Source organism: Bacillus sp. FSL W8-0116, assembly GCF_038003825.1.
GTDB lineage: Bacteria > Bacillota > Bacilli > Bacillales > DSM-4216 > Bacillus_O > Bacillus_O smithii.
This window is the reverse complement of record NZ_JBBOPY010000001.1, coordinates 1,723,011-1,742,336: the sequence shown is the minus strand read 5'-3', so window position 1 is coordinate 1,742,336 and position 19,326 is coordinate 1,723,011. Positions and strand designations below refer to the sequence as shown.

Below are 19,326 nucleotides of genomic sequence, written 5' to 3'. Positions count from 1 at the left end.
TTGAGCTTCATTTTTAGGGGAGGCTTTCTTTGGAAAAAGAAAGCCTCGGCAACCTTTTTAAATAAAGCTTAAAACGGAATCACTTGGATGATGACGGCTACGATAATCATGACAATGGTGGAACCACATGCCCATTTTAAGAAGGCTCGCTGCAAATCGCCGAATTCTTCGCCGACCATTCCAACCAGTAAATAGGTGGAGGGCACCAGAGGACTTAATAAATGAACGGGCAGGCCTAAAAGCGAGGCTCTTCCAATAGCTTCAGGATCAATTCCATAGGCGGAGGCTGCCTTTGAAATTAACGGAAGGACTCCAAAATAAAACGCATCATTGGACATAATGAACGTAAAAGGAGCGCTTAAAATCGCTGTTATAATCGCAAAGTGGGGGCCCAAAGCTTCCGGGACGTGGGATATCAATGCATTTGCCATCGCATCAATCATTTTCGTTCCCGATAAAATACCTGTGAAAATTCCGGCTGCAAAAATCATGGACACAACCGATAATGCGTTTCCTGCGTAAGCAGCAATTCGCTCCTTTTGATCTTCTAAACGAGGATAATTTACGATAGCGGCAATCGCAAAACCCGCCATAAACAAAATCGGAGTTGGAAGAATTTCCAGAATTAATCCAATCAAAAGAGCAACCGTTAACAAAGCGTTGAACCACAGCAGATGTGGACGTTTATTGGAATCTTCTTCTAAAGCTGCTGCTTGCTCGACTAGAGTGCTTTGATCGATCTCCATAATACCGATTCGTTTTCGTTCTTTTTTTCCAAGCCAATAAGCCATCAATAAAACAAATATTACTCCTCCTATCATAGAAGGGACGATCGGTGTAAAGAGATCAGAAGTTTCCAGATTTAATGCACTCATTGCCCTGGCTGTCGGTCCACCCCAAGGGAGCAGATTCATTACGCCTGATCCGGAAACCGCAATGCCCGCCAAAATAAGCGGCTTCATGCCAATTCGTTTATAAAGCGGCAGCATAGCGGAAATCGTAATCATATAAGTGGTTGTGCCGTCTCCGTCCAGCGAAACAAGAAGTGTCAATACAGCTGTCCCGATGGCGATTTTTAATGGATCGCCTTTTACGACTTTCAGGATTTTGGCAATGATGGGATCAAATACTCCGGCGTCGATCATGAGTCCAAAATAAAGAATGGCGAATAAAATCATAATTCCGGTTGGAGCGACACTTTTAACCCCGTCAAGCGCCATCGTTCCAATGTCTTTTCCAAATCCGCCTATGAGAGCAAAAAGGATCGGGATGATCATCAAGGCGATCATGGCTGAAAGCCGTTTTGTCATAATGAGAAACATAAAGACAATGATCATGAGGAAACCTAGTACAGCAAGCATCTTATCACCTCAAACAATGTTTTTTATTAAGTATATTAAATGGAAAGAGGTTTAGTAAGCGCTTACAATTTAAAAAAATTAAATTATTTTATGAATATTTTGTTTATTTTGTTCACAACTCAAAAAAAGTGATCATGACTCGTAGTAAAAATATCACTTTTTTGATAAGCCATTTTTATGGTGAAATTTTGTAATATTTCCGTTCCGGCCTGCCGACAATGCCATAGACAGCTTCTGCTTTGCATTCTCCAATTGATATTAAAAATTCAAGATAACGTCGGGCAGTTGTCCTAGATGCCCCGATGAGACGACCGACTTGTTCGGCAGAAAGACCTTCGTCGTCCTTAAGCACGCTTTTTACTTTTTCTAAAGTAAGTTCATCGATCCCCTTTGGCAAAACGGTTTCTTTTGTTGCTTTTTGCAAAAAACCTCTGCGAAAAAGACGATCCGCAATTGTTTGATTAATAGCGGCATTCGATTGCAAAAGCTTCCTGTTTTTTAAATAGTCCTCGATCACGCGGCAGAAATGCTCCATAGTGACGGGTTTTATGAAATAATGATCAACACCAAAATGAAGCGCTTTTTCAATAAAGGTTTTATCGGTAGCGGCTGTAATGATCATGATATCTATATGGGGGCATAATTGCCGTATATCTGGGAGCATTTCCGTTCCCATTTTGTCAGGCATATAAATGTCTAGAATCAATAAATCCGGCTGTTTTTCACTTAAGATTTTCATGGTTTCTTTTGCATTTAACGCTTTCGCAATTACTTCGATTTCATTAAATTGAGATAAAAATTTTTCATGAATATGAGCTACTCGGAAATCATCTTCCGCAATAACAGCTTTTATGATGTCCAACTTGATCAGCTCCTTCCTGTTTCTTAGGAAGATAGACAGTAAAGACAGAACCTTTATTTGGAGTGCTTTGGACTTCCATGATTCCGCCTAGATCTTTTACTGCTTTTTCAACATTGTTCAGTCCAAAGCCGCGAGGTTCTTTTCCGCCTTTCGTCGTGAATCCTCGTTCCAAAACATGCATGATGTCATTTTCAGGAATTCCTCTACCGTTGTCGATGATTTCAAAGATGATATCGTCTCCCAAGTCAGTGGCAAAAAAGGTAACTCGGGGATCAGGAGTTTCGGCAACGGCTTCAAAAGCGTTGTCCATTAAATTGCCTAGAATGACGATAAGATGGGAAAGTTTAATCGTGTCTGGCAGCGTTTGCAAATCACTGTTTGGATCTATTTCAAATCGAATTTTTTTCTCTGATGCTTTACCGATTTTCCCCAATAAGATCGCTTGGACTTTCGTATCTTTAATATGGTCAAAGATGATTTTATTTTGATTCTGCAATACAGCTGTTTCTTCTTGAATCATTTGAACGGCTTGGCTGTATTCGCCCAGTTGAATCAAGCCCGACAAAACGTATAATTTGTTCGTAAATTCATGGGTTTGTGCTCGCAAATCTTCCGAGTATCTTTTTACTTCTGAAAGGGTGTTGACCATCTGTTCTACATCTGTTTTATCGCGAAAGGAAGCAACAGCTCCGGCTGTTCCTTGTTCATTCAAGATAGGCGTGATACTAACAATGATTGTTTTGTCTTTCCAAGATATTTCTTGATCCATTTTTGCCATACCGGTCTCCATAACTTCATATAGGGGAGCGCAGGGGAAAAATGGATCGACTTTTCTGTGGCGCACCGATCCAGTTATATGGAGCAGCTTTTTCGCTTGTTGATTCATCGCTGTGATAAAGCCGTTTTGGTCAACGGCGATAATTCCTTCTTTTACGGATTGAAGGATAGCATTCTTTTCTTTATATAGTGCAGCAATTTCATATGGTTCTAGTCCCATCGTTTCTTTGCGGATATTGCGGGCTAACAAAAAACTCCCCAAAAATGAAATAACTAAAGCGATGAATGAAACAATCCCCACTTTAAGCGTATCTCTAGCAATTTGTTGTTTCACATCTTCCAGAAGGTAACCAACAGAAACCAGTCCGATGATTTCTCCTTTTTCATTAAAAATAGGGGCTTTTCCTCGCAAAGAAGGTCCTAGAGAGCCTTTCGCCTTTGAAATATAGGCTTCTCCTTTTTTTATGGCCCGGTAGTTGTCTCCGCCGACCATTTTTTGACCGATCCGGCTCGTGATGGGATGGGAATAACGAATGCCTTGTTTATTACCGATGACAATAAATTCTGCTTTCGTTTCTTTACGGATTTTCTCGGCCAAAGGCTGAATGATTTTAGAAGGATTTTTTGTTTTAAATGCGTTTTTAATCGTAGGCATGTTAGATATGGTGATAGCCATATCCAAGGCTAGTTGTCCTTTTTGTTCTTGGATTTGCCGGTTTTCCATCACGGTAAAACATCCGGTAAGCAGGGCAATGAGAAACAAGTTAAGTGTTAAAACGAGCCCGAGAATTTTCGTTTGCAATGAAACATGGATTCTTTTCAACCGCATTCCTTTGCCTAATCTCCTTCTTTTACTATTAGTTTATAATAGTTTTTGTAATTTTTCACGAATTAAAAATATTTAGGTCGGATTCGATCAGAATGTGAGGGAGTGGAATGCATAAGCTTCGGAAAAAAAGGACTTGGCATATTTCCGAAAGGTCTGCACTATAGCCTTTCACATCAGAAAATGAATAGCAATGGGGACAAAGAAAGCGGCATAGCGTGGAAAGCAGGATGAGCGGAAATGGCGCTTTGCCGATATGGCAATGAATTTTAGAGGGAAGCTTGCCGCTGTATTAACCTTTTAAGCAATAGAAGAGTTATAGAAGGATTTTAAGTAATCAGCCCCCCATCCGTTGGAAAACGGTGGGGAACTGGACCGCTACAGTACTTTCTGGACATCAAACAATTCACTGACAATAAATCCGGACTGAGGAAAATGCAATCCAAGCTGCCATGCTCCGACTCCTCTTAATCGATACCTAGGGACTAATAAAAGCTTCGCTACGCGTGCTCGGGCATCTTCATACCAGACAATATGCCTTCTCCCATTTTCATCGCGGAACGTAAAATGGGGCTGTTGGTATTCATTTGAATACTGGATGGGCACTTGGTGAGAAGAGGCTAGTTGTATGGCCATGTCAACCGAAACAGCACGGGCGCTTTGGACGCTTCCGTTTGACATAGTCCATTCATATCCGTAACGCGGAAAACCTAGAATGATTTTGTTTGAAGGCATTTGGTTGATGGCATATTCTATGGTTCTTCGCACTTCTTGAATAGGGGCAACAGGTCCTGGAGGAGAATCAGGAGTATGCCAATCGTAAGCCATGATAAACGTGAAATCAACAACTGATCCAATCCCTCCGTAGTCGTATCCTCTCAACCAAGGAATTTGATCGTCCGTTTTTGCTGGAAGGGCGACGGAAAGATAATAACGGCCGCGATTTTTCAAACGTTGATTTAAAATCCGAAGAAATCCTGTAAATAAGTCTCTTTCTGTTTCAGCCACTCTTTCAAAGTCGATGGTCACCCCTGAATAATTTTTTTGTGTTACAAGCGTGACAATTTCATTCACAACCCTGTTTCGGATCTGCGGGTTTGACAATACTTGGCGGATCAATGCTGAGCTGAATCCTTCTGAAGTTAAATTCGTAATGGTGGCAAGCGGGGCTACCCGAAACGAGCGAGATGTTTGAATGGTATAACGATCATTTAAGGTGCTTAAAGCGACTCCGGGAAAAATGTGATATTCAAACATGGCAAAATACGTACTGATGGGAGAAAAAGACCTGATCAGCTGTTCATCTTCCGTAGGTGTACCAGGATAAATAAAACTTAAATCTTCAGTTGAATATTTGGGGTGCGATGGTAAATAGAGGCGCATTCCCGGATAAATGACATCGGAAGTTAATCGATTGGCAGCTCGGATCGTTTGAACAGATAAAAATGCTTTTTGAGCGATGGTATAGAGAGAATTTCCCGGTTGAACAATGTAGGTGGAACTTGGAACAACTATATCTTGGCCGGGACTAAACCTCCCGGATATACCCCGTTTATTTCTTGCAGCCTTTGAAAAGAAACCCCGTAATTTTGAGAAATCGAATAAAGTGAATCTCCGGGCTTCACGACATGGATAAAAAACATGGCCTCTTCTCCTTTCATTGTATAATTTTGGCAAAAGCAATGATTCTTCTTGTATTGTCAAATGAATGCGAATTCAAGGAGAGCGGTATGACAAACATGATTTTTTAGAGACTTTTTAATCTCATGTCTTCGTGTTTACGTTCATGGAAGGCTAACATGTTGAAGAGTTTTACGTACAATCTTTCTTTAGTTTGCTGAAGCAATTTAGGCGAATCCAAACCGATGACTTTATAGGAGAGATCTTTTGTTTGTGGAAATTTAGTCATATTTTTACTGTTTTTATATGTTTTTTACATAATAGATATTTGAATTTTACAAATCGTCTTTAATCTATTAATAGATTTTTTTCGTGAAAAAGATCGAAAGTTTTACTTGATTTTATTTCATGCAACAGTTGGATTTAAAAGGTTCACTTCTGATATTCAGCGCCGGGAAGGAAACGAATGATATGCGGCAAGCATGCGGTCTTGCCATAAAGCAAACCGATATCATGCTTGTCCGACAGTGGCTATTATCGGTTTTCAACAAGATTTCACTGCTGTAGAAATATGTCTTTTGCTGCAATTTTTAACAAGGTAGTTGCTTGACCTTTAATGATATGGAACATGATGTTGGCAACAGCTACGAACGCTCCAGGCATTGTGAAAGAAGAGAGGAAAAAAATCGTTTCATTCCCAGTGCGTTCATCCATTCAAAATGAAAGGCTGGCACATAAAGTTTCAGCCTCTTCTAATGTTTTGGCAAGATCGCTTTCGTTTTAGGTGCCGCTTTTTCTTTCTACTGTAGGTGATGAAATAGGGGATTATAAAGGGCTGCTTTCATTATAATCGTGGAAGCGAGTATGTTGGATTTTCCGTTTTTCTACTATTATATATGTCATGATTTGAATTTCCTGTTGTGATAAGATTTTTGGATGAGAATAGGTATTTTAGCCCTGTCCGATTATCGAAAGCAACAAAGGAAGGTTAGTTGTATTGTCCTAATGGTCATATCGATGGAATGCCTAGTGTCATTGGTGCTGCTTCGTAGCACAAACGTTAGCTTATTCAAAAATGATGTTGAAAAAAATCAAAACAAAAAATCTTGGCAACAGATGTCGAAACGTCTGTTTACAGCACATTTTGATCACTAAGAGGATACGTCTCTATTTTTTTCTAATCCGTATTTTTGTAGGGGAATCGATTAGGTGATTTTTAGAGTTGAATGACAAGAAAAATTCGTCTTGAATAACTATCCTCCCGTTAGTGGCGTTCACGCAGCAAACTAAAGCCAGAGACAAAGGTTCTGTTCTAAGACCGAAACAAATTTTTTCTGTACTTATGAGGGATGGCGAAAGGGATAATCCACAGGTATCAGGTTTTGATCTTTTATTCTTGATTTCTTGCTAAAGATGGACGAACAGCACGGTAGACACGGTATCCTAAAATGTTTTGATACAAACGGGAAAGATTCATATGTTCATGAAGCAATTCTTCCACTTGGGGATCCACGGGGTCAGAGATTTGATACTCCGGGTAGTCATCTTTTTCTGGAGAGTTTTTTTGAAGTTCCGATTGAACGGTGTTGGAAAAGATAACGGCAGCTTCGACAAATCCGGAACGATGCAAGTGTTGGATCCATTCGGTCTCTAAAAATACGTTGGATATTCCGTAAACTTTTTTCATGTCCTTCAATTCCAACGGCTGGAAAGGTTTTTCTGCTGTCATTTCAATCATCAATAAAACTCCGCCTGGTTTTAACACTCTACAGTATTCTTTTAGAGAATCTGCAATGTTTGTAAAAGCCGTAACGGATTCGGAAAGCACAAAATCAAAGGAGGCATCTGAAAAAGGAAGGCTTTCTACGTTCCCTTGAATCGCATGAACGGGAAGTCGTTCATCGGAAAACCTTTGTTTGGCTTTTTGAATCATTGTCGGATGATTGTCTAAAGCCGTGACCGAACATCGAAAAGATTTCGAAAGAAAGGCGGCCGTTTGGCCCGTCCCGCAGCCCACATCCAAAATTTTGGACCTCCGGCTGATGTTCTCCTTCTTCAGAATCTTTCTCGTTAACGAAAGCCCCCCCGGATGAGCACCGCCAATTCCATAAGCGGCAAGAGCGTCCTGATATGTTGGTTTCACTATTTTTCACCTCGTTAGCGCAAAATATATCATCATGCTATGAAGAACAGCCGCTTAGAGTGATACGTTTTGCGGATGATCATTTAAAAGGGCCGTAATATTGGTTTGCAGTTTTCAGCCATAACGTCCGCTGTATGGCTGAATTTCGAAAAGGAAAAATTATCTAAAGGTTTTTGTTTGCATAATGGCTGTAAACGTTGTATAAATGAGATTAAAAGAAGTAATTACATACAATGCTTCCTATTTGTAAAATTGCAAGCACAGTTTGTAAATTTTGTCTAAAAATATAATTTCAATTTCTTAAACAATGTATTATAATGGTCATTAGAGTTTTAATCCGAAGGAGTGAAACAAAGTTGAATATGGAAAAGGTAGGAAAAAGAGGGTTGTTTAATATGAAACTCTCGTTTTTCTTTTTAGCTGTGATTTTGTTCTGGATTAAGACGTATATTGCTTACAAAGTAGAATTCAACCTTGGCATTAACAATAAAATACAAGAATTTTTGCTTTTTATAAACCCCATTAGCTCCGCTATCTTGTTTCTTGCCTTTGGATTGTTTTTTAAAGGGAAAGGAAGAAATATTGCGATTATAGTTATCAATTTTCTTCTTTCCTTTTTACTTTATGCAAACATTGTCTATTACCGGTTTTTCAATGACTTTATTACAGTGCCGGTTTTGACGCAGGCAAAAACGAATAGCATCGGAAATTTGGGAGACAGCGCATTTGCGTTGATGAAGCCGTATGATGTTCTTTATTTCTTGGACACTATCATTTTGATTTTACTGGTTGTCTTCAAAGTGGTAAAACCACAAGGGAAAATTGGATGGCGCCCGGTTGTTGGTGTTTTTATGTCCGGTTTTATCATCTTTATGGTCAACTTGGGACTGGCGGAATCAGATCGTCCTGAGCTTCTGCAGCGTACGTTTGACCGCAACTATATTGTGAAATACTTAGGTATGTACAACTACGCTGTGTATGACATGATTCAAAACGTCCGTTCTTCTGCACAAAGAGCACTGGCGGACAGCTCGGATATTGCGGATATTGAGAATTACGTAAAATCCAATTATGCAGAGCCGAACCCGCAATATTTCGGTAAAGCAAAAGGAAAGAATGTCATTTTCGTTTCTCTGGAATCGTTCCAGAACTTTATGATTGACTATAAATTAAATGGACGAGAAGTAACACCGTTTTTAAATTCGTTGGCTCACGACAACAATACATTTTATTTTGATAATTTCTTCCATCAAACTGGACAAGGGAAAACGTCTGATGCAGAATTTATGATGGAAAACTCGCTGTTCCCGTTACCTCAAGGGTCAGTTTTCACGAATAAAGCTTTGAATACGTACCAAGCCACTCCGGCCATTTTAAAAACGCATGGGTACACTTCTGCGGCATTCCATGGCAATACAAAGACGTTCTGGAACCGCGATGAAATGTATAAATCGTTAGGGTACGATTATTTCTTTGACTCTGCCTATTATGATATGAATGATAAAGACGTACTAAACTATGGTTTGAAAGATAAGCCGTTCTTTAGAGAGTCCATGCCTCTGTTAAAGAGCTTGAAACAACCGTTTTATGCGAAATTCATCACGCTTTCGAACCATTTTCCGTTCCCGTTGGATGAGGGGGATACGGATTTTCCAGCAGGAGATTTTGGAGACTCGATTGTCAACCATTATTTCCAAACAGCTCATTACATGGATGAAGCGTTAAAGCAATTCTTTGACGATCTGAAGAAATCGGGTCTTTACGATAATTCCATCATTGTGTTGTATGGTGACCATTATGGAATTTCCGAAAACCATAACGATGCAATGGCTAAAGTAATGGGTAAAGAAATTACTCCTTTCGAAAATGCCCAATTGCAACGTGTGCCATTGTTCATTCACGTGCCGGGTGTTAAAGGTGGAGTAATGCATGAATATGCCGGTGATGTTGACGTTCGTCCAACGATTCTTCATTTGTTGGGAATTGATACGAAAGATTACATCGAGTTTGGAACGGACTTGCTTTCTAAACAACATCGCCAAATCGTTCCGTTCCGAAACGGCGACTTTGTAACACCTCAATATACGTATGTAAGCGGAAAATGCTACAGCAATGCTACTGGAAAACAAGTGCCAAACAAAAATGCATGTTCGCGTCCAAACAAACAAGTAAAAGCTATGCTGGATTTTTCCGACCGAGTAGTATACGGAGACTTGCTACGTTTCCACCATCCAAAAGGATTTAAACCCGTAAATCGTGCAGATTATGATTACTCTGTCAAAAAGACAGAACAAAATATAAAAGAAAATAAATAAATAAAGGATTAAAACTTTCATCAGATGAGAAATCACCTTGCTGATGATGTGTTGAATATGTCTCCCTCCCTTGTAACAATTCAAGTTGTTAAGGGAGGGAGATTTTGTTTTTCCGTATCCGTGATCATAATCATCTTATAGGAATCGGCTTTTGTTTCATTTGTTTTGCAAAAGCAGAATGAAACAAAAGCCATTTTTTTGCCTCTGTACTGAATGAAGTAGAGGTTTTATTTATCCTTAAGTTAAATATCCAACTCGCTTTTTAATATTTTTGACTTGCGATAAGGAGAAGGGGAAGAGTGTGGGTTATTTATGATGGAACGCTAAAGGAATAACAGAGAGGCAGAATCGAGGGATCATCCGTTGGCGGGAGGAAGAATACCGTGTTTGCGGGCGGAGAAAACGGAATAACAAAGGCGTATTTGGCAATTAGAAAATGTAGTAAAATGGCAAATGAGTGTATTCATCAAACTAAATATATTTCACTACTTCAATGATTGACATGGAGCCTCCGCAGTCATGATTTTTGGCAAAGGACAGCGTCTTAGAAGTTTTGCAGGCACTCGAGAGCCTTATGCTTCCGCTCCATGAAAGCAGCGGTTATGCAGTATTTTGTGCATGCTCTTAATTGCCAAACGATGCACTTTTTATGGTTATCGACACAATAAAAGCGTTCCCATGCATCCCTAAATAATAAGATCTTTTATAAAAACGATGGATGACTGGCGGTTTTGACGGGCTTTATAAGATAGATTCTACCAATCTGTAAAAGGAGGGATTTTGTTTTTAGATATTCGGTGGGAAGGTTTGCGGGTGATCATAAGCGCCAATCGTCGCCACCCACATAGCAGGTGGTTTATTGCTTCGCACGCTGCCGCTAGTTCAACTGACTAAAGTCAAAATGAAAAACTCCCGTCTGGAAACGGGAGTTTAAAATTAAGAATTGATATATTGGTGATCAAACAGCATGGTTCCGTGTTTTAAATAATTGGCATGCCAAGAAAATGCCTTTTCTAAAACATGAGGTGTCTGTCCACCTACTTTTAAGGCTTCTTCATAGTACGCAAGCAGTTGTTTTTTATACATTGGATGAGCGCAGTTTTCGATGATCAAGCGTGGGCGTTCTTGAGGAGCGAGTCCTCTTAAATCAGCGTATCCTTGTTCGGTTACGATAATGTCCACATCATGTTCGGTATGATCTACATGGGAGACAAAAGGCACGATACTAGAGATTTTGCCGTCTTTGGCGATGGACTTAGTCACAAAAATAGAAAGACGGGCATTTCTTGCAAAATCACCGGAGCCTCCAATGCCGTTCATCATTTTTGTTCCTGTCACGTGTGTCGAGTTGACATTGCCATAAATATCAACTTCCAACGCAGTATTAATAGAAATTAATCCGAGGCGGCGGATAACTTCTGGATGGTTGGAAATTTCCTGTGGCCGCAAAATGAGCTTGTCTTTATAGCGATCCAAATTTGAAAAAACGGCTTTCATTTTTTCATCGGACAACGTGATGGAGCAGCCTGAAGCAAAACGTACTTTACCGCTGTCAATTAGATCAAATACGGCGTCTTGAAGAACTTCAGAATATACTTCCAAATTTTCGAATTCGGAAACTAGCAAGCCGTGCAGCACCGCATTGGCTACGGATCCGATCCCTGATTGAATAGGAGCTAAAGTGTTATCCAGCCGACCGGCTTTAATTTCTTTTCTGAGGAAATCAATTAAATGATTGGCCATAACAGCGGTCTCTTCATCCGGCGGCACGATGGTTGAAGGAGAATCAGAAGCGTCTGTAATCACAATGCCTTTTACTTTTTCCGGATCAAGAGGAATGCCGATTTGACCAATTCTTGAATCCACTTTTGTCAACGGAATAGGTTCGCGTTTTCCTTGTGGAGCCAGATCATAAACATCATGAAGCCCTTCTAATTCTGCAGGTTGGGCTAAATTAATTTCTACAATAACGGCATCTGCTTTTTCAATAAAAATAGAATTATTTCCAACTGATGTAGTTGGAATGAGAAGTCCGTCTTCGGTAATCGCTGTAGCTTCAATAATGGCAAAGTCAATTTTGCTTAGCACATCATTGCGGACATATTCGGCTACGTGAGAAAGGTGTTGATCTACAAACAGCATTTCTCCTTGATTTATTTTTTTACGCATTACCGGATCTGCTTGGAAAGGAAGGCGTTTATGGATAATGCCTGCTTCGGCCATTAGTTTATCAATATCAAATCCGAGAGAAGCTCCTGTGAAAACGTTTACTTTGAATTTCTCGGTTTTAGCACGATCCACTAAAGCTAGAGGAACAGCTTTTGCATCCCCAGCGCGGGTAAAACCGCTCAACCCCAATGTCATCCCATCTTGAATCCATGAAGCAGCCTCGTGAGCTGGAACAATTCGATCAGCTAATCTAGGATCACGTAAGCGTTCTGCAATACGTTTCTCCACCAAAAATCCCCCCCTTTGATTGTTTAAAACATTCTACCAATTTAAGGGGGAAATCTCATTATTTTTTGTATGAAAAGCCTTAATTTTGTTGTAAAGCAGAAAAAAATTTCACAAAAAAGAATTTTAGATACTTTAATGCTAGATGCATTTTTAAAAAGGCTTCCCTTTTGACATCGCAAGAGGGTCATATAAAAGAAAATGGAAAAAATTTTCATTGTTCTTTTAAAAGTTAAGGGATCTGCGAAAAATGCTAGCGTACGTTTGGCTGACAGGAATCTTTACGTTATTTTTCATAATCAGCAAAAAAGTGGAATGGGAATCAGGATGAATTTCTTTAATAAAATGAACATTAATAATATAAGAACGGTGAACTCTAATAAACAAGTTATTTGGCAATAGATATTCGAGTTCCGTTAAATTCAGTTTATGAGTTCCTTCCAATGTTTCCGATTGGACTTTCGTTTTGCGATTTTGCGCTTCTAAATAGACAATTTGCTCATAAGGAATAGGATACCATCTCTCATTAAACTTAATGGTTAAGAAATTCGCAGAAATGGGTGAAGGTTTAGCCGGCAGAATGGTTGTAATCGCTCCAGCAGGACGATCTTTTTCAAAAATAGGGATGCTCATGCCGAAATAAGGAACGCCGAACACTTCTTCATCAATATAGAGAGAAACTTTTTGGCCTGTTGACAGTGCTTTGTAGGCAGCGGTCCCTTGTTTTACGGGGTCCCCGGGCTTTATTTTTAAATCAACTGTTTTACTTGGTTTATAATAAATATATTGTTTGTGGTCGGAAATCGCGATTGAAGTGTTTTTAGGCAAGTATTCAGAAAGAATTCCCATTACAGAAGCGACGGTAAATTTGTCCACTAGGTGTCAACTCCTCCAACTTTGTACTTCTGTATGAACGATGTCGAAATATTAGGTTTTTTCGAAAATCGTAAAACCTTTACCATTTATTATACCAACTTGATTCCGTGCTTAAAAGAACGTTTACATTAAAATTGATCTATTTTTGATATATATGATGGTCTTCCACCGGTTGAAGGTTCAAAAAATTGAAGATGCTCGAAATTTGTCGGATAATAAAGAGTGAAGAAATCAACGAAGAAGCGGTTTCCCAGGGGAACAGGAGATATGAAAACAGCGATATGTATTAGACGGCGTATGGAAGAATGGAATCTCTCGTTGCTTTTATGAGTGGCTGACGCGCCGGCGGAGTAAGCAACTAGACGGAAAGGTGATTAGGATGTCAAAAGCAAAAACGAACGCCATAAGGATGCTGGATACTAAAAAGATTCCCTATAAGGTTTATACGTATGAACCACATGGCGGAAAAATAGATGGTGTTTCGGTAGCGGAAAACCTCGGCAAAGATCCTCATTGTGTGTTTAAAACGCTGGTGGTTCAAAGTGGAACAAAGCAGCTGTATGTGTTTGTCATTCCGGTGGCGTCTGAACTGGACTTGAAAAAGGCTGCTAAAGTAGCAGGAGAAAAAAAGGTAGAGATGCTCCCTGTCAACGAGCTGCAAAAGTGGACGGGTTATGTTCGTGGAGGCTGTTCGCCCATCGGCATGAAAAAGCATTACCCCGTTTTTATCGATAAGCAGGCGTTAAACTGTCATGAAATTATAGTAAGCGGAGGAAAAATTGGAGTTCAAATAGAATTGTCACCCGCAGACTTGCAAAAAGTCGTCAACGCCAAAATAGAAGATCTAGTTAAAGGGGCCTGACCCCCTACCCGTCAAGTTAGCGGTATAAAATTTTTTAGGATGATACGCATGTTCGAAAAATCAATCAAAGGATGAAGAGAAAACCAAATGCTGGGCATGCCAAATAACCCTCAAGAAGAGGGTTATTTGGCATTTATATCCATGACCCACACTACCATATCCCCAATTTCTTTAAAAGATCCGATACCGTTTCCTCTCCTTTCCTTCGGTCTTTCCTCGCGTGTTTCCTTAACAGAGACAGGAGAGATGGAAGGGCGGTTTCCATCGCTTGGGGATGCAAAAGAAACCGATGCCAATACGATTGGAGGATATTAAGCGCTTTCCATTCACTGATCTCGATTCCCTCCCGTTGATGCCAATACCTTCGGGCTTGGAACAGAAGAGTCTGCGTGACTAAAATGGCAATCAATGTCCCATATAAGTGGCATTCGAATCGTTCCTTCTTCATCTTTTTGACACGGTCAAGATCAAATAAGGATTTCCAGCCCTTAAATAACAGCTCCACTTGCCAGCGCAGCGAATACAGCTCATAAACTTGTTGCGCATCAAACGATTCTTGTGGTAAATTGGTCAGTAAGATGTGATATTTCTTTTGTTCAAGGGTTTGGCGTGACAGCGCCTTCCCTTTCTTTTTTTCCTTTTTCCGCACGTACGCCAGCCGTTTTTCCCATTCTTCCGCCGTGAGACGGCGAAAAATCAGACGCGGAACATACAGGCGTTGGTGTCCGATATACACGTGTTCCACTTCCACGGCTTCCCCCTCGCCCAATCGATTTCCTATCGATTCCCAATCCCATTCGTGCCACTCCCCGTCCTGCTTGATATAGACTTTGATATCGGAACGCAACCGGGTAATATAATAAGCACCTCGAGCATCAATCTCCGCCAGCGTGGCGAGTGAAAAAAACCCCAGATCCCGAATGCAAAGGTCATTCGGTAAAATCGTGTGCTGGGTATGATAAGCAAAACGGGCATCGGAATCATTGGCCTGTTGGACGCACAGCTGAAGACAGGTTCCCGATAACAGCTCATACTCAAATTGGATTTTGGCGCCAGATGAAACCGAACCTTGATAGTCCTCACCATAGTCGGTCGGAAGTAAAAAACTGGTAGAGTCTAAGATCCGCAGACGGGTGAAACAAGCGCGATACGTTTCGGTGATGGAAGAGAGTGCCGGACGTTGATGCATCAGGAGAGTAAAAAAGACCTCTTTTAAAAACGCCACGGCACGAGGCGTAAACCGCTGATTCAGTCCTTCATTCGAGAGAGAGCAATCATGCCAGAGCGCCAAATCGGCACACAACCGCTGAAGCGACTGACAGGCGAGCGATCCGTCTCCCCAAGCACATAGCGTCAGAAAGGCTTCCGCTGTTAATGAACGCTGCCGCTGAATGAATCCGACTTTCCGTGCCAGACGAGTCAGTTCTTCATAGGAGAAGAGTTGACGAATCGTTTTTATCCATGCCTTCATCTTTTTTGCCATCAAAAAATAATCCTTTCCAACGATGATTTTCGTTAGAAAGGATACCATGTTTTTGGCGCTGAAAAAGATCAAATTCTTAACTTGATGGCTATGGGCCTGACCCCCTTCACACTTTAATGTGTGAAAGGGGTCAGGCCCCATAAAAATGTTCCGATAAAATGGTCGACTTCGGTGCTTTCGTGCAGGCCGCTATGTGTCACTTGTACATTCTGGACGATTTTGTCTTGATAATTGTGGCGAGGGACCATTCTTCGGATAGATAAGGCGCTTGAAATATTGACTACTTGGTCGCCTTTTCCGGCAATAGCGAGTACTTTGACGTCTGGTGGGAAATGGTTCGATTTTCTCCATAGGTCTTGTAGAGCTTTAGATCCAGGTTTTAAATCGAGAGCGGCTGGTCCGCTATTCACTTTAAAGTAAGAGGATTGGTCAATCCCCAAAAAAGGGCTGCCAATGGTGACCAATTTTTCTACTTTAGGATAGCGAAGCTGGTTGCCGTGATCCAGGAGAAACTTGGTTGAAATAATTCCCCCCATGGAATGGCCGACAATATTCACATTTTCAATCCCGTATCGTTCTTTTAACAAAAGCATCACTTCAGAAAGCCAATGGGAAGTGTCCTGAAAACTGGCTCGGTTGTTTTCAAAAACGACTTGAATGAACATTCTATGGCTGTCATTTGGGATATGTCCGTTCACGAAAAGATGTCCGTTTTTTGCCACTTTGCAAATCAGCACACGATGACCCCAATGATAGTTATATTCAAAGCGGTTCAGCATTCCGTTAAAAGAGTTGTAAGTTCCTTTATAGCCATGAACAAAAATGGTCGGTGGATCGATATAGGTTTGATTTTGCGAATTGACCGGTTCGGACCGATTCAATAATTGAAAACTGATATAAGCTAATAACAGTAAAAGTGACAATAAAAAAGGTATATTTTTACCGCTTTTACTCATTTTTGACCCTCCAATGCGTGTGCATTGTATCATATCTATATAAAATTGAAAATAAGATGTACATTCGAACATTTCATTTTTGGTATAAAACACCGTCAGGCATTGATCTTTTCAAAATTTATTTTGCCCAGCAGCATTCGATTGGATCATGTGTTTTTGGTGGCAATAATAGACAGAAGATGGTGAATGAGGGAGTTTTTTTGGAAATGGCGCAAAGAATTCTGTTTTTTGGGTGGATCTTTAAAAGGTGTCTGGGGAGGAGAAAGGCTTTATTGTTTTGATGGCAAAATAAATATAGAAGTGATATATCGATTAAGAAGGAGATTTGCGTTTTTTGCAAACTTTTCTTGTAAGAAACGATGGTGGTCAGACAAACAAACAGATGCTTGATCGTGAATGGCTATTCAAATCAAAAGGAAGGATGTTGAAAATTCCTTCGACCATGGAATGCTTTTTTACCTGATAATATGCAGTCTTGTTCGTTAATGAAAAATCGCTTCTCATTCCATACAGAGGGAACATCAATTGAACATAAGCTGCTAAATGATGAAGACGCATTTCGGCAAAAAATGTGACAGCCCGATGAACTCTGACTAAATAGAAGGTGAAAATTTGAAATTAATGGATCGATGGATGTCAAGAATACGAGTGGAACAGTGAATGCTGGCTAAACGGTAATAAAGTCGAAAGAAAATTTTGTTGAATTTTTTGAAAACCCTTTATTTCTATCAAATATCGATGTTAAAATGAGGATCAGGCCAGAAAAAACGATCATCACCCAGAAATTTTGAATTATTTCTTAAATGGTGAATACTTGATCAAAACGGGAATGTTGCCATATTTTTAAGGATCGGGTCCCCTTTTTTGTTTTGAGGAACTTTTCATGATTCAAAAGAAATTAAAAAGGGAAAAGAGGTTGGGAAAGGTGAATCCATCGCTTGTTTTGCTGAGGGATGAACAGTTGATGGAAGTATATGAACGAGCTAAAACGGAAAATCTCTCTAAAGATTTTATTCAATTGCTGGAAATGGAAATCGAAAGAAGAAAAATCAAAAGTAAAACTGATAAACAATATGAAAAATTAAGGCAGATTATTCATTAATGATTTCACAAAAACGTATGTATAGGGACATACGTTTCAGAGTGTAGACAAAAGGCATCCGAATGTGTGTATTCGGATGCCTTTTGTCACTTTTATGCTTTCAAATGTTTGGAATAGACCCCTCCAGGGGTCTATTTTATGTTATTGCTGGACTTTTCCATGTCCAGCAAGCCATCTTTTTCAAATTCATTGCAGCAAAAGTTAGCATCGCCTGCATGGACAATTTTTTTAGACCTCTTAAGGTTGTCCAACGCATACCATGCTTTTCCTTTGCATCAGCAAAAACACGTTCAATGGTTTCTTTCCGTCTTGCATAAATGCTCTTATTCTCTTGTATATGCCGAAGATGATCAGCTTCCTCTAAATAAAATTCCCATACATGTCGCTGAATTAGTTTTTTATGCTCCTTACTTTGGGTGCACTTCGAGAGGAATGGACAATCTTTACACTGGACTGGATCAGAAAAATATTGACGATAGCCTTCCTTCGTCGTAGTTGCATATTTTAACACTTGTCCTTGCGGACAAAGATAACAATCGTAGTATTCATCGTAAACATACTCATGTTTTTTGAAATAACCATCCTTTGTACGAGGGCGAGTATAAGGTAAAGCAGGGGTCATATCATTTTCAAATATGTATTGGGCAACGGCGGGAGTTTTATATCCAGCGTCAGCAGCAACTACAACCGGTTTTCCATGTTTTTCTATGACTTTTTCAAGAAGCGGCTCCAATACGGAACTGTCATGAATATTCCCTGGCGTTACAATAGCCCCCAAAACAAAGCCATTTCGATCCGCAGCAGCATGGAATGAGTAAGCAAACTGTTTTGTTCGCTCGTCTTTTACGTAGTAACCACTTTCCGGATCAGTGGTACTTTCTTTTATTTCTTTATATTCTTCTTTCCCAAATTTATCTGGAGGAAATGGCTTTTTTCCATGTGCTTCTCGATCAGCATTTATCTCATCTTGTAGACGTGCTTGATAGGCTTTCGTTTCTTTTCGAACCACTTTCTTCACAAATTTATGCTTATTCGCACTCGCTTTGACATGAGTAGAATCAATAAAGACATGCTCACTGCTTATCAGCTTCTTATCTGCAGCTTCTTTCAAAATGCGATAGAATATCTGTTCAAATAAGTCTGTATCCTTAAAGCGTCGCTCGTAGTTTTTCCCAAACGTTGAAAAGTGAGGTACCTTATCATAAAAACCAAATCCAAGAAACCAACGGTAAGCCAGATTCGTTTCGATTTCCTCTATAGTTTTTCGCATGGAACGAATACCGAAGGTATATTGGATGAAAGCCATTTTAATCAATACAACTGGATCAATACTTGGTCGACCTCTTTCCGATGAATACATGTCTTGAACAAGCGAATAGATAAATGAAAAATCAATCGCAGCGTCGATTTTACGAACCAAATGATCTGCAGGTACAAGTTGGTCTAAAGCTATCATTTCTATTTGATCACGATTCATCTGTGTATTTTTTGTTAGCACTTCATCCACCTCAATTCATTACGGTATCTTAATTATACAAAAAAAGACTGTCGGCAAATCCGGTTTTTTCGGATTTGTCGACAGCCTGAAACGTATGTATAGGGACATACGTTTTTTTATGGACTGAAGTTTCGACAGCCTTTAAACGGGTGCGGAAAACTGATTTTGTCCTTAAAAAATGGTAAGATAGA

13 protein-coding genes are annotated in these 19,326 nt (G+C 40.0%); 3 read left to right on the top strand and 10 right to left on the bottom strand.

Annotated elements, in window-relative coordinates; genetic code table 11:
- Positions 1-68 precede the first annotated feature (68 nt).
- From N1I86_RS08210 to N1I86_RS08185, 5 genes are all read right to left on the bottom strand, one after another.
- Positions 69-1,361, bottom strand: a complete 1,293-nt coding sequence (locus tag N1I86_RS08210; RefSeq protein ID WP_003354904.1) for a CitMHS family transporter — start codon at positions 1,359-1,361, stop codon at positions 69-71.
- 175 nt (positions 1,362-1,536) lie between these two features.
- Positions 1,537-2,223 carry a response regulator gene (locus tag N1I86_RS08205; RefSeq protein ID WP_341095870.1) on the bottom strand — a complete coding sequence of 229 codons (687 nt, stop codon included), beginning with the start codon at positions 2,221-2,223 and terminating at the stop codon, positions 1,537-1,539.
- Positions 2,189-3,829, bottom strand: a complete 1,641-nt coding sequence (locus N1I86_RS08200) for a sensor histidine kinase (RefSeq protein WP_341095868.1) — start codon at positions 3,827-3,829, stop codon at positions 2,189-2,191. Before N1I86_RS08200 ends, N1I86_RS08205 begins: the two co-directional genes overlap by 35 nt.
- A 375-nt stretch (positions 3,830-4,204) precedes the next feature.
- Positions 4,205-5,503, bottom strand: a complete 1,299-nt coding sequence (locus N1I86_RS08195; protein WP_445662259.1) for a glycosyl hydrolase family 18 protein — start codon at positions 5,501-5,503, stop codon at positions 4,205-4,207.
- A gap of 1,333 nt (positions 5,504-6,836) precedes the next feature.
- Positions 6,837-7,589 carry a class I SAM-dependent methyltransferase gene (locus tag N1I86_RS08185; RefSeq protein ID WP_341095866.1) on the bottom strand — a complete coding sequence of 251 codons (753 nt, stop codon included), beginning with the start codon at positions 7,587-7,589 and terminating at the stop codon, positions 6,837-6,839.
- Positions 7,590-7,951: 362 nt separating this feature from the next.
- Here N1I86_RS08185 and N1I86_RS08180 point away from each other — a divergent pair, with 362 nt between their 5' ends.
- Positions 7,952-9,904 (top strand): LTA synthase family protein, encoded by a 1,953-nt coding sequence (locus N1I86_RS08180; RefSeq protein ID WP_341097289.1) that lies wholly within the window; start codon positions 7,952-7,954, stop codon positions 9,902-9,904.
- 936 nt (positions 9,905-10,840) lie between these two features.
- Here N1I86_RS08180 and N1I86_RS08175 read toward each other — a convergent pair.
- Positions 10,841-12,361 (bottom strand): acetyl-CoA hydrolase/transferase family protein, encoded by a 1,521-nt coding sequence (locus N1I86_RS08175; RefSeq protein ID WP_341095864.1) that lies wholly within the window; start codon positions 12,359-12,361, stop codon positions 10,841-10,843.
- A gap of 222 nt (positions 12,362-12,583) precedes the next feature.
- On the bottom strand, positions 12,584-13,234 hold the full coding sequence (locus tag N1I86_RS08170; protein ID WP_003354921.1) for a LytTR family DNA-binding domain-containing protein: 651 nt from the start codon (positions 13,232-13,234) through the stop codon (positions 12,584-12,586).
- Between the two features lie 379 nt (positions 13,235-13,613).
- Between N1I86_RS08170 and ybaK the strand changes: the two genes are divergently transcribed.
- Complete coding sequence (gene ybaK, locus N1I86_RS08165) at positions 13,614-14,096, top strand: Cys-tRNA(Pro) deacylase (RefSeq protein WP_003354922.1); 483 nt, start codon at positions 13,614-13,616, stop codon at positions 14,094-14,096.
- Positions 14,097-14,247: 151 nt separating this feature from the next.
- Here the strand turns inward: ybaK and N1I86_RS08160 are convergent, their stop codons facing one another.
- Complete coding sequence (locus N1I86_RS08160) at positions 14,248-15,579, bottom strand: IS4 family transposase (RefSeq protein WP_003354357.1); 1,332 nt, start codon at positions 15,577-15,579, stop codon at positions 14,248-14,250.
- A gap of 113 nt (positions 15,580-15,692) precedes the next feature.
- Positions 15,693-16,535, bottom strand: coding sequence for an alpha/beta fold hydrolase (locus tag N1I86_RS08155; protein ID WP_048624286.1), 843 nt, complete (start codon positions 16,533-16,535; stop codon positions 15,693-15,695).
- An 883-nt stretch (positions 16,536-17,418) separates the two neighbouring features.
- Between N1I86_RS08155 and sda the strand changes: the two genes are divergently transcribed.
- Entirely contained in the window at positions 17,419-17,637 is a 219-nt protein-coding gene (gene sda, locus N1I86_RS08150) for a sporulation histidine kinase inhibitor Sda (protein ID WP_003354355.1), read from the top strand.
- A gap of 136 nt (positions 17,638-17,773) precedes the next feature.
- Here sda and N1I86_RS08145 read toward each other — a convergent pair whose 3' ends face one another.
- Entirely contained in the window at positions 17,774-19,135 is a 1,362-nt protein-coding gene (locus tag N1I86_RS08145) for an IS1182 family transposase (protein WP_341095862.1), read from the bottom strand.
- Between the last annotated feature and the right edge of the window lie 191 nt (positions 19,136-19,326).

Coding starts and splice junctions, on each gene's coding strand:
- N1I86_RS08160 (WP_003354357.1), bottom strand. CDS start 15,579: ATGGCAAAAAAGATGAAGGCATGGATAAAAACGATTCGTCAACTCTTC.
- sda (WP_003354355.1), top strand. CDS start 17,419: ATGATTCAAAAGAAATTAAAAAGGGAAAAGAGGTTGGGAAAGGTGAAT.
- N1I86_RS08180 (WP_341097289.1), top strand. CDS start 7,952: ATGGAAAAGGTAGGAAAAAGAGGGTTGTTTAATATGAAACTCTCGTTT.
- N1I86_RS08155 (WP_048624286.1), bottom strand. CDS start 16,535: ATGAGTAAAAGCGGTAAAAATATACCTTTTTTATTGTCACTTTTACTG.
- ybaK (WP_003354922.1), top strand. CDS start 13,614: ATGTCAAAAGCAAAAACGAACGCCATAAGGATGCTGGATACTAAAAAG.
- N1I86_RS08210 (WP_003354904.1), bottom strand. CDS start 1,361: ATGCTTGCTGTACTAGGTTTCCTCATGATCATTGTCTTTATGTTTCTC.
- N1I86_RS08200 (WP_341095868.1), bottom strand. CDS start 3,829: ATGCGGTTGAAAAGAATCCATGTTTCATTGCAAACGAAAATTCTCGGG.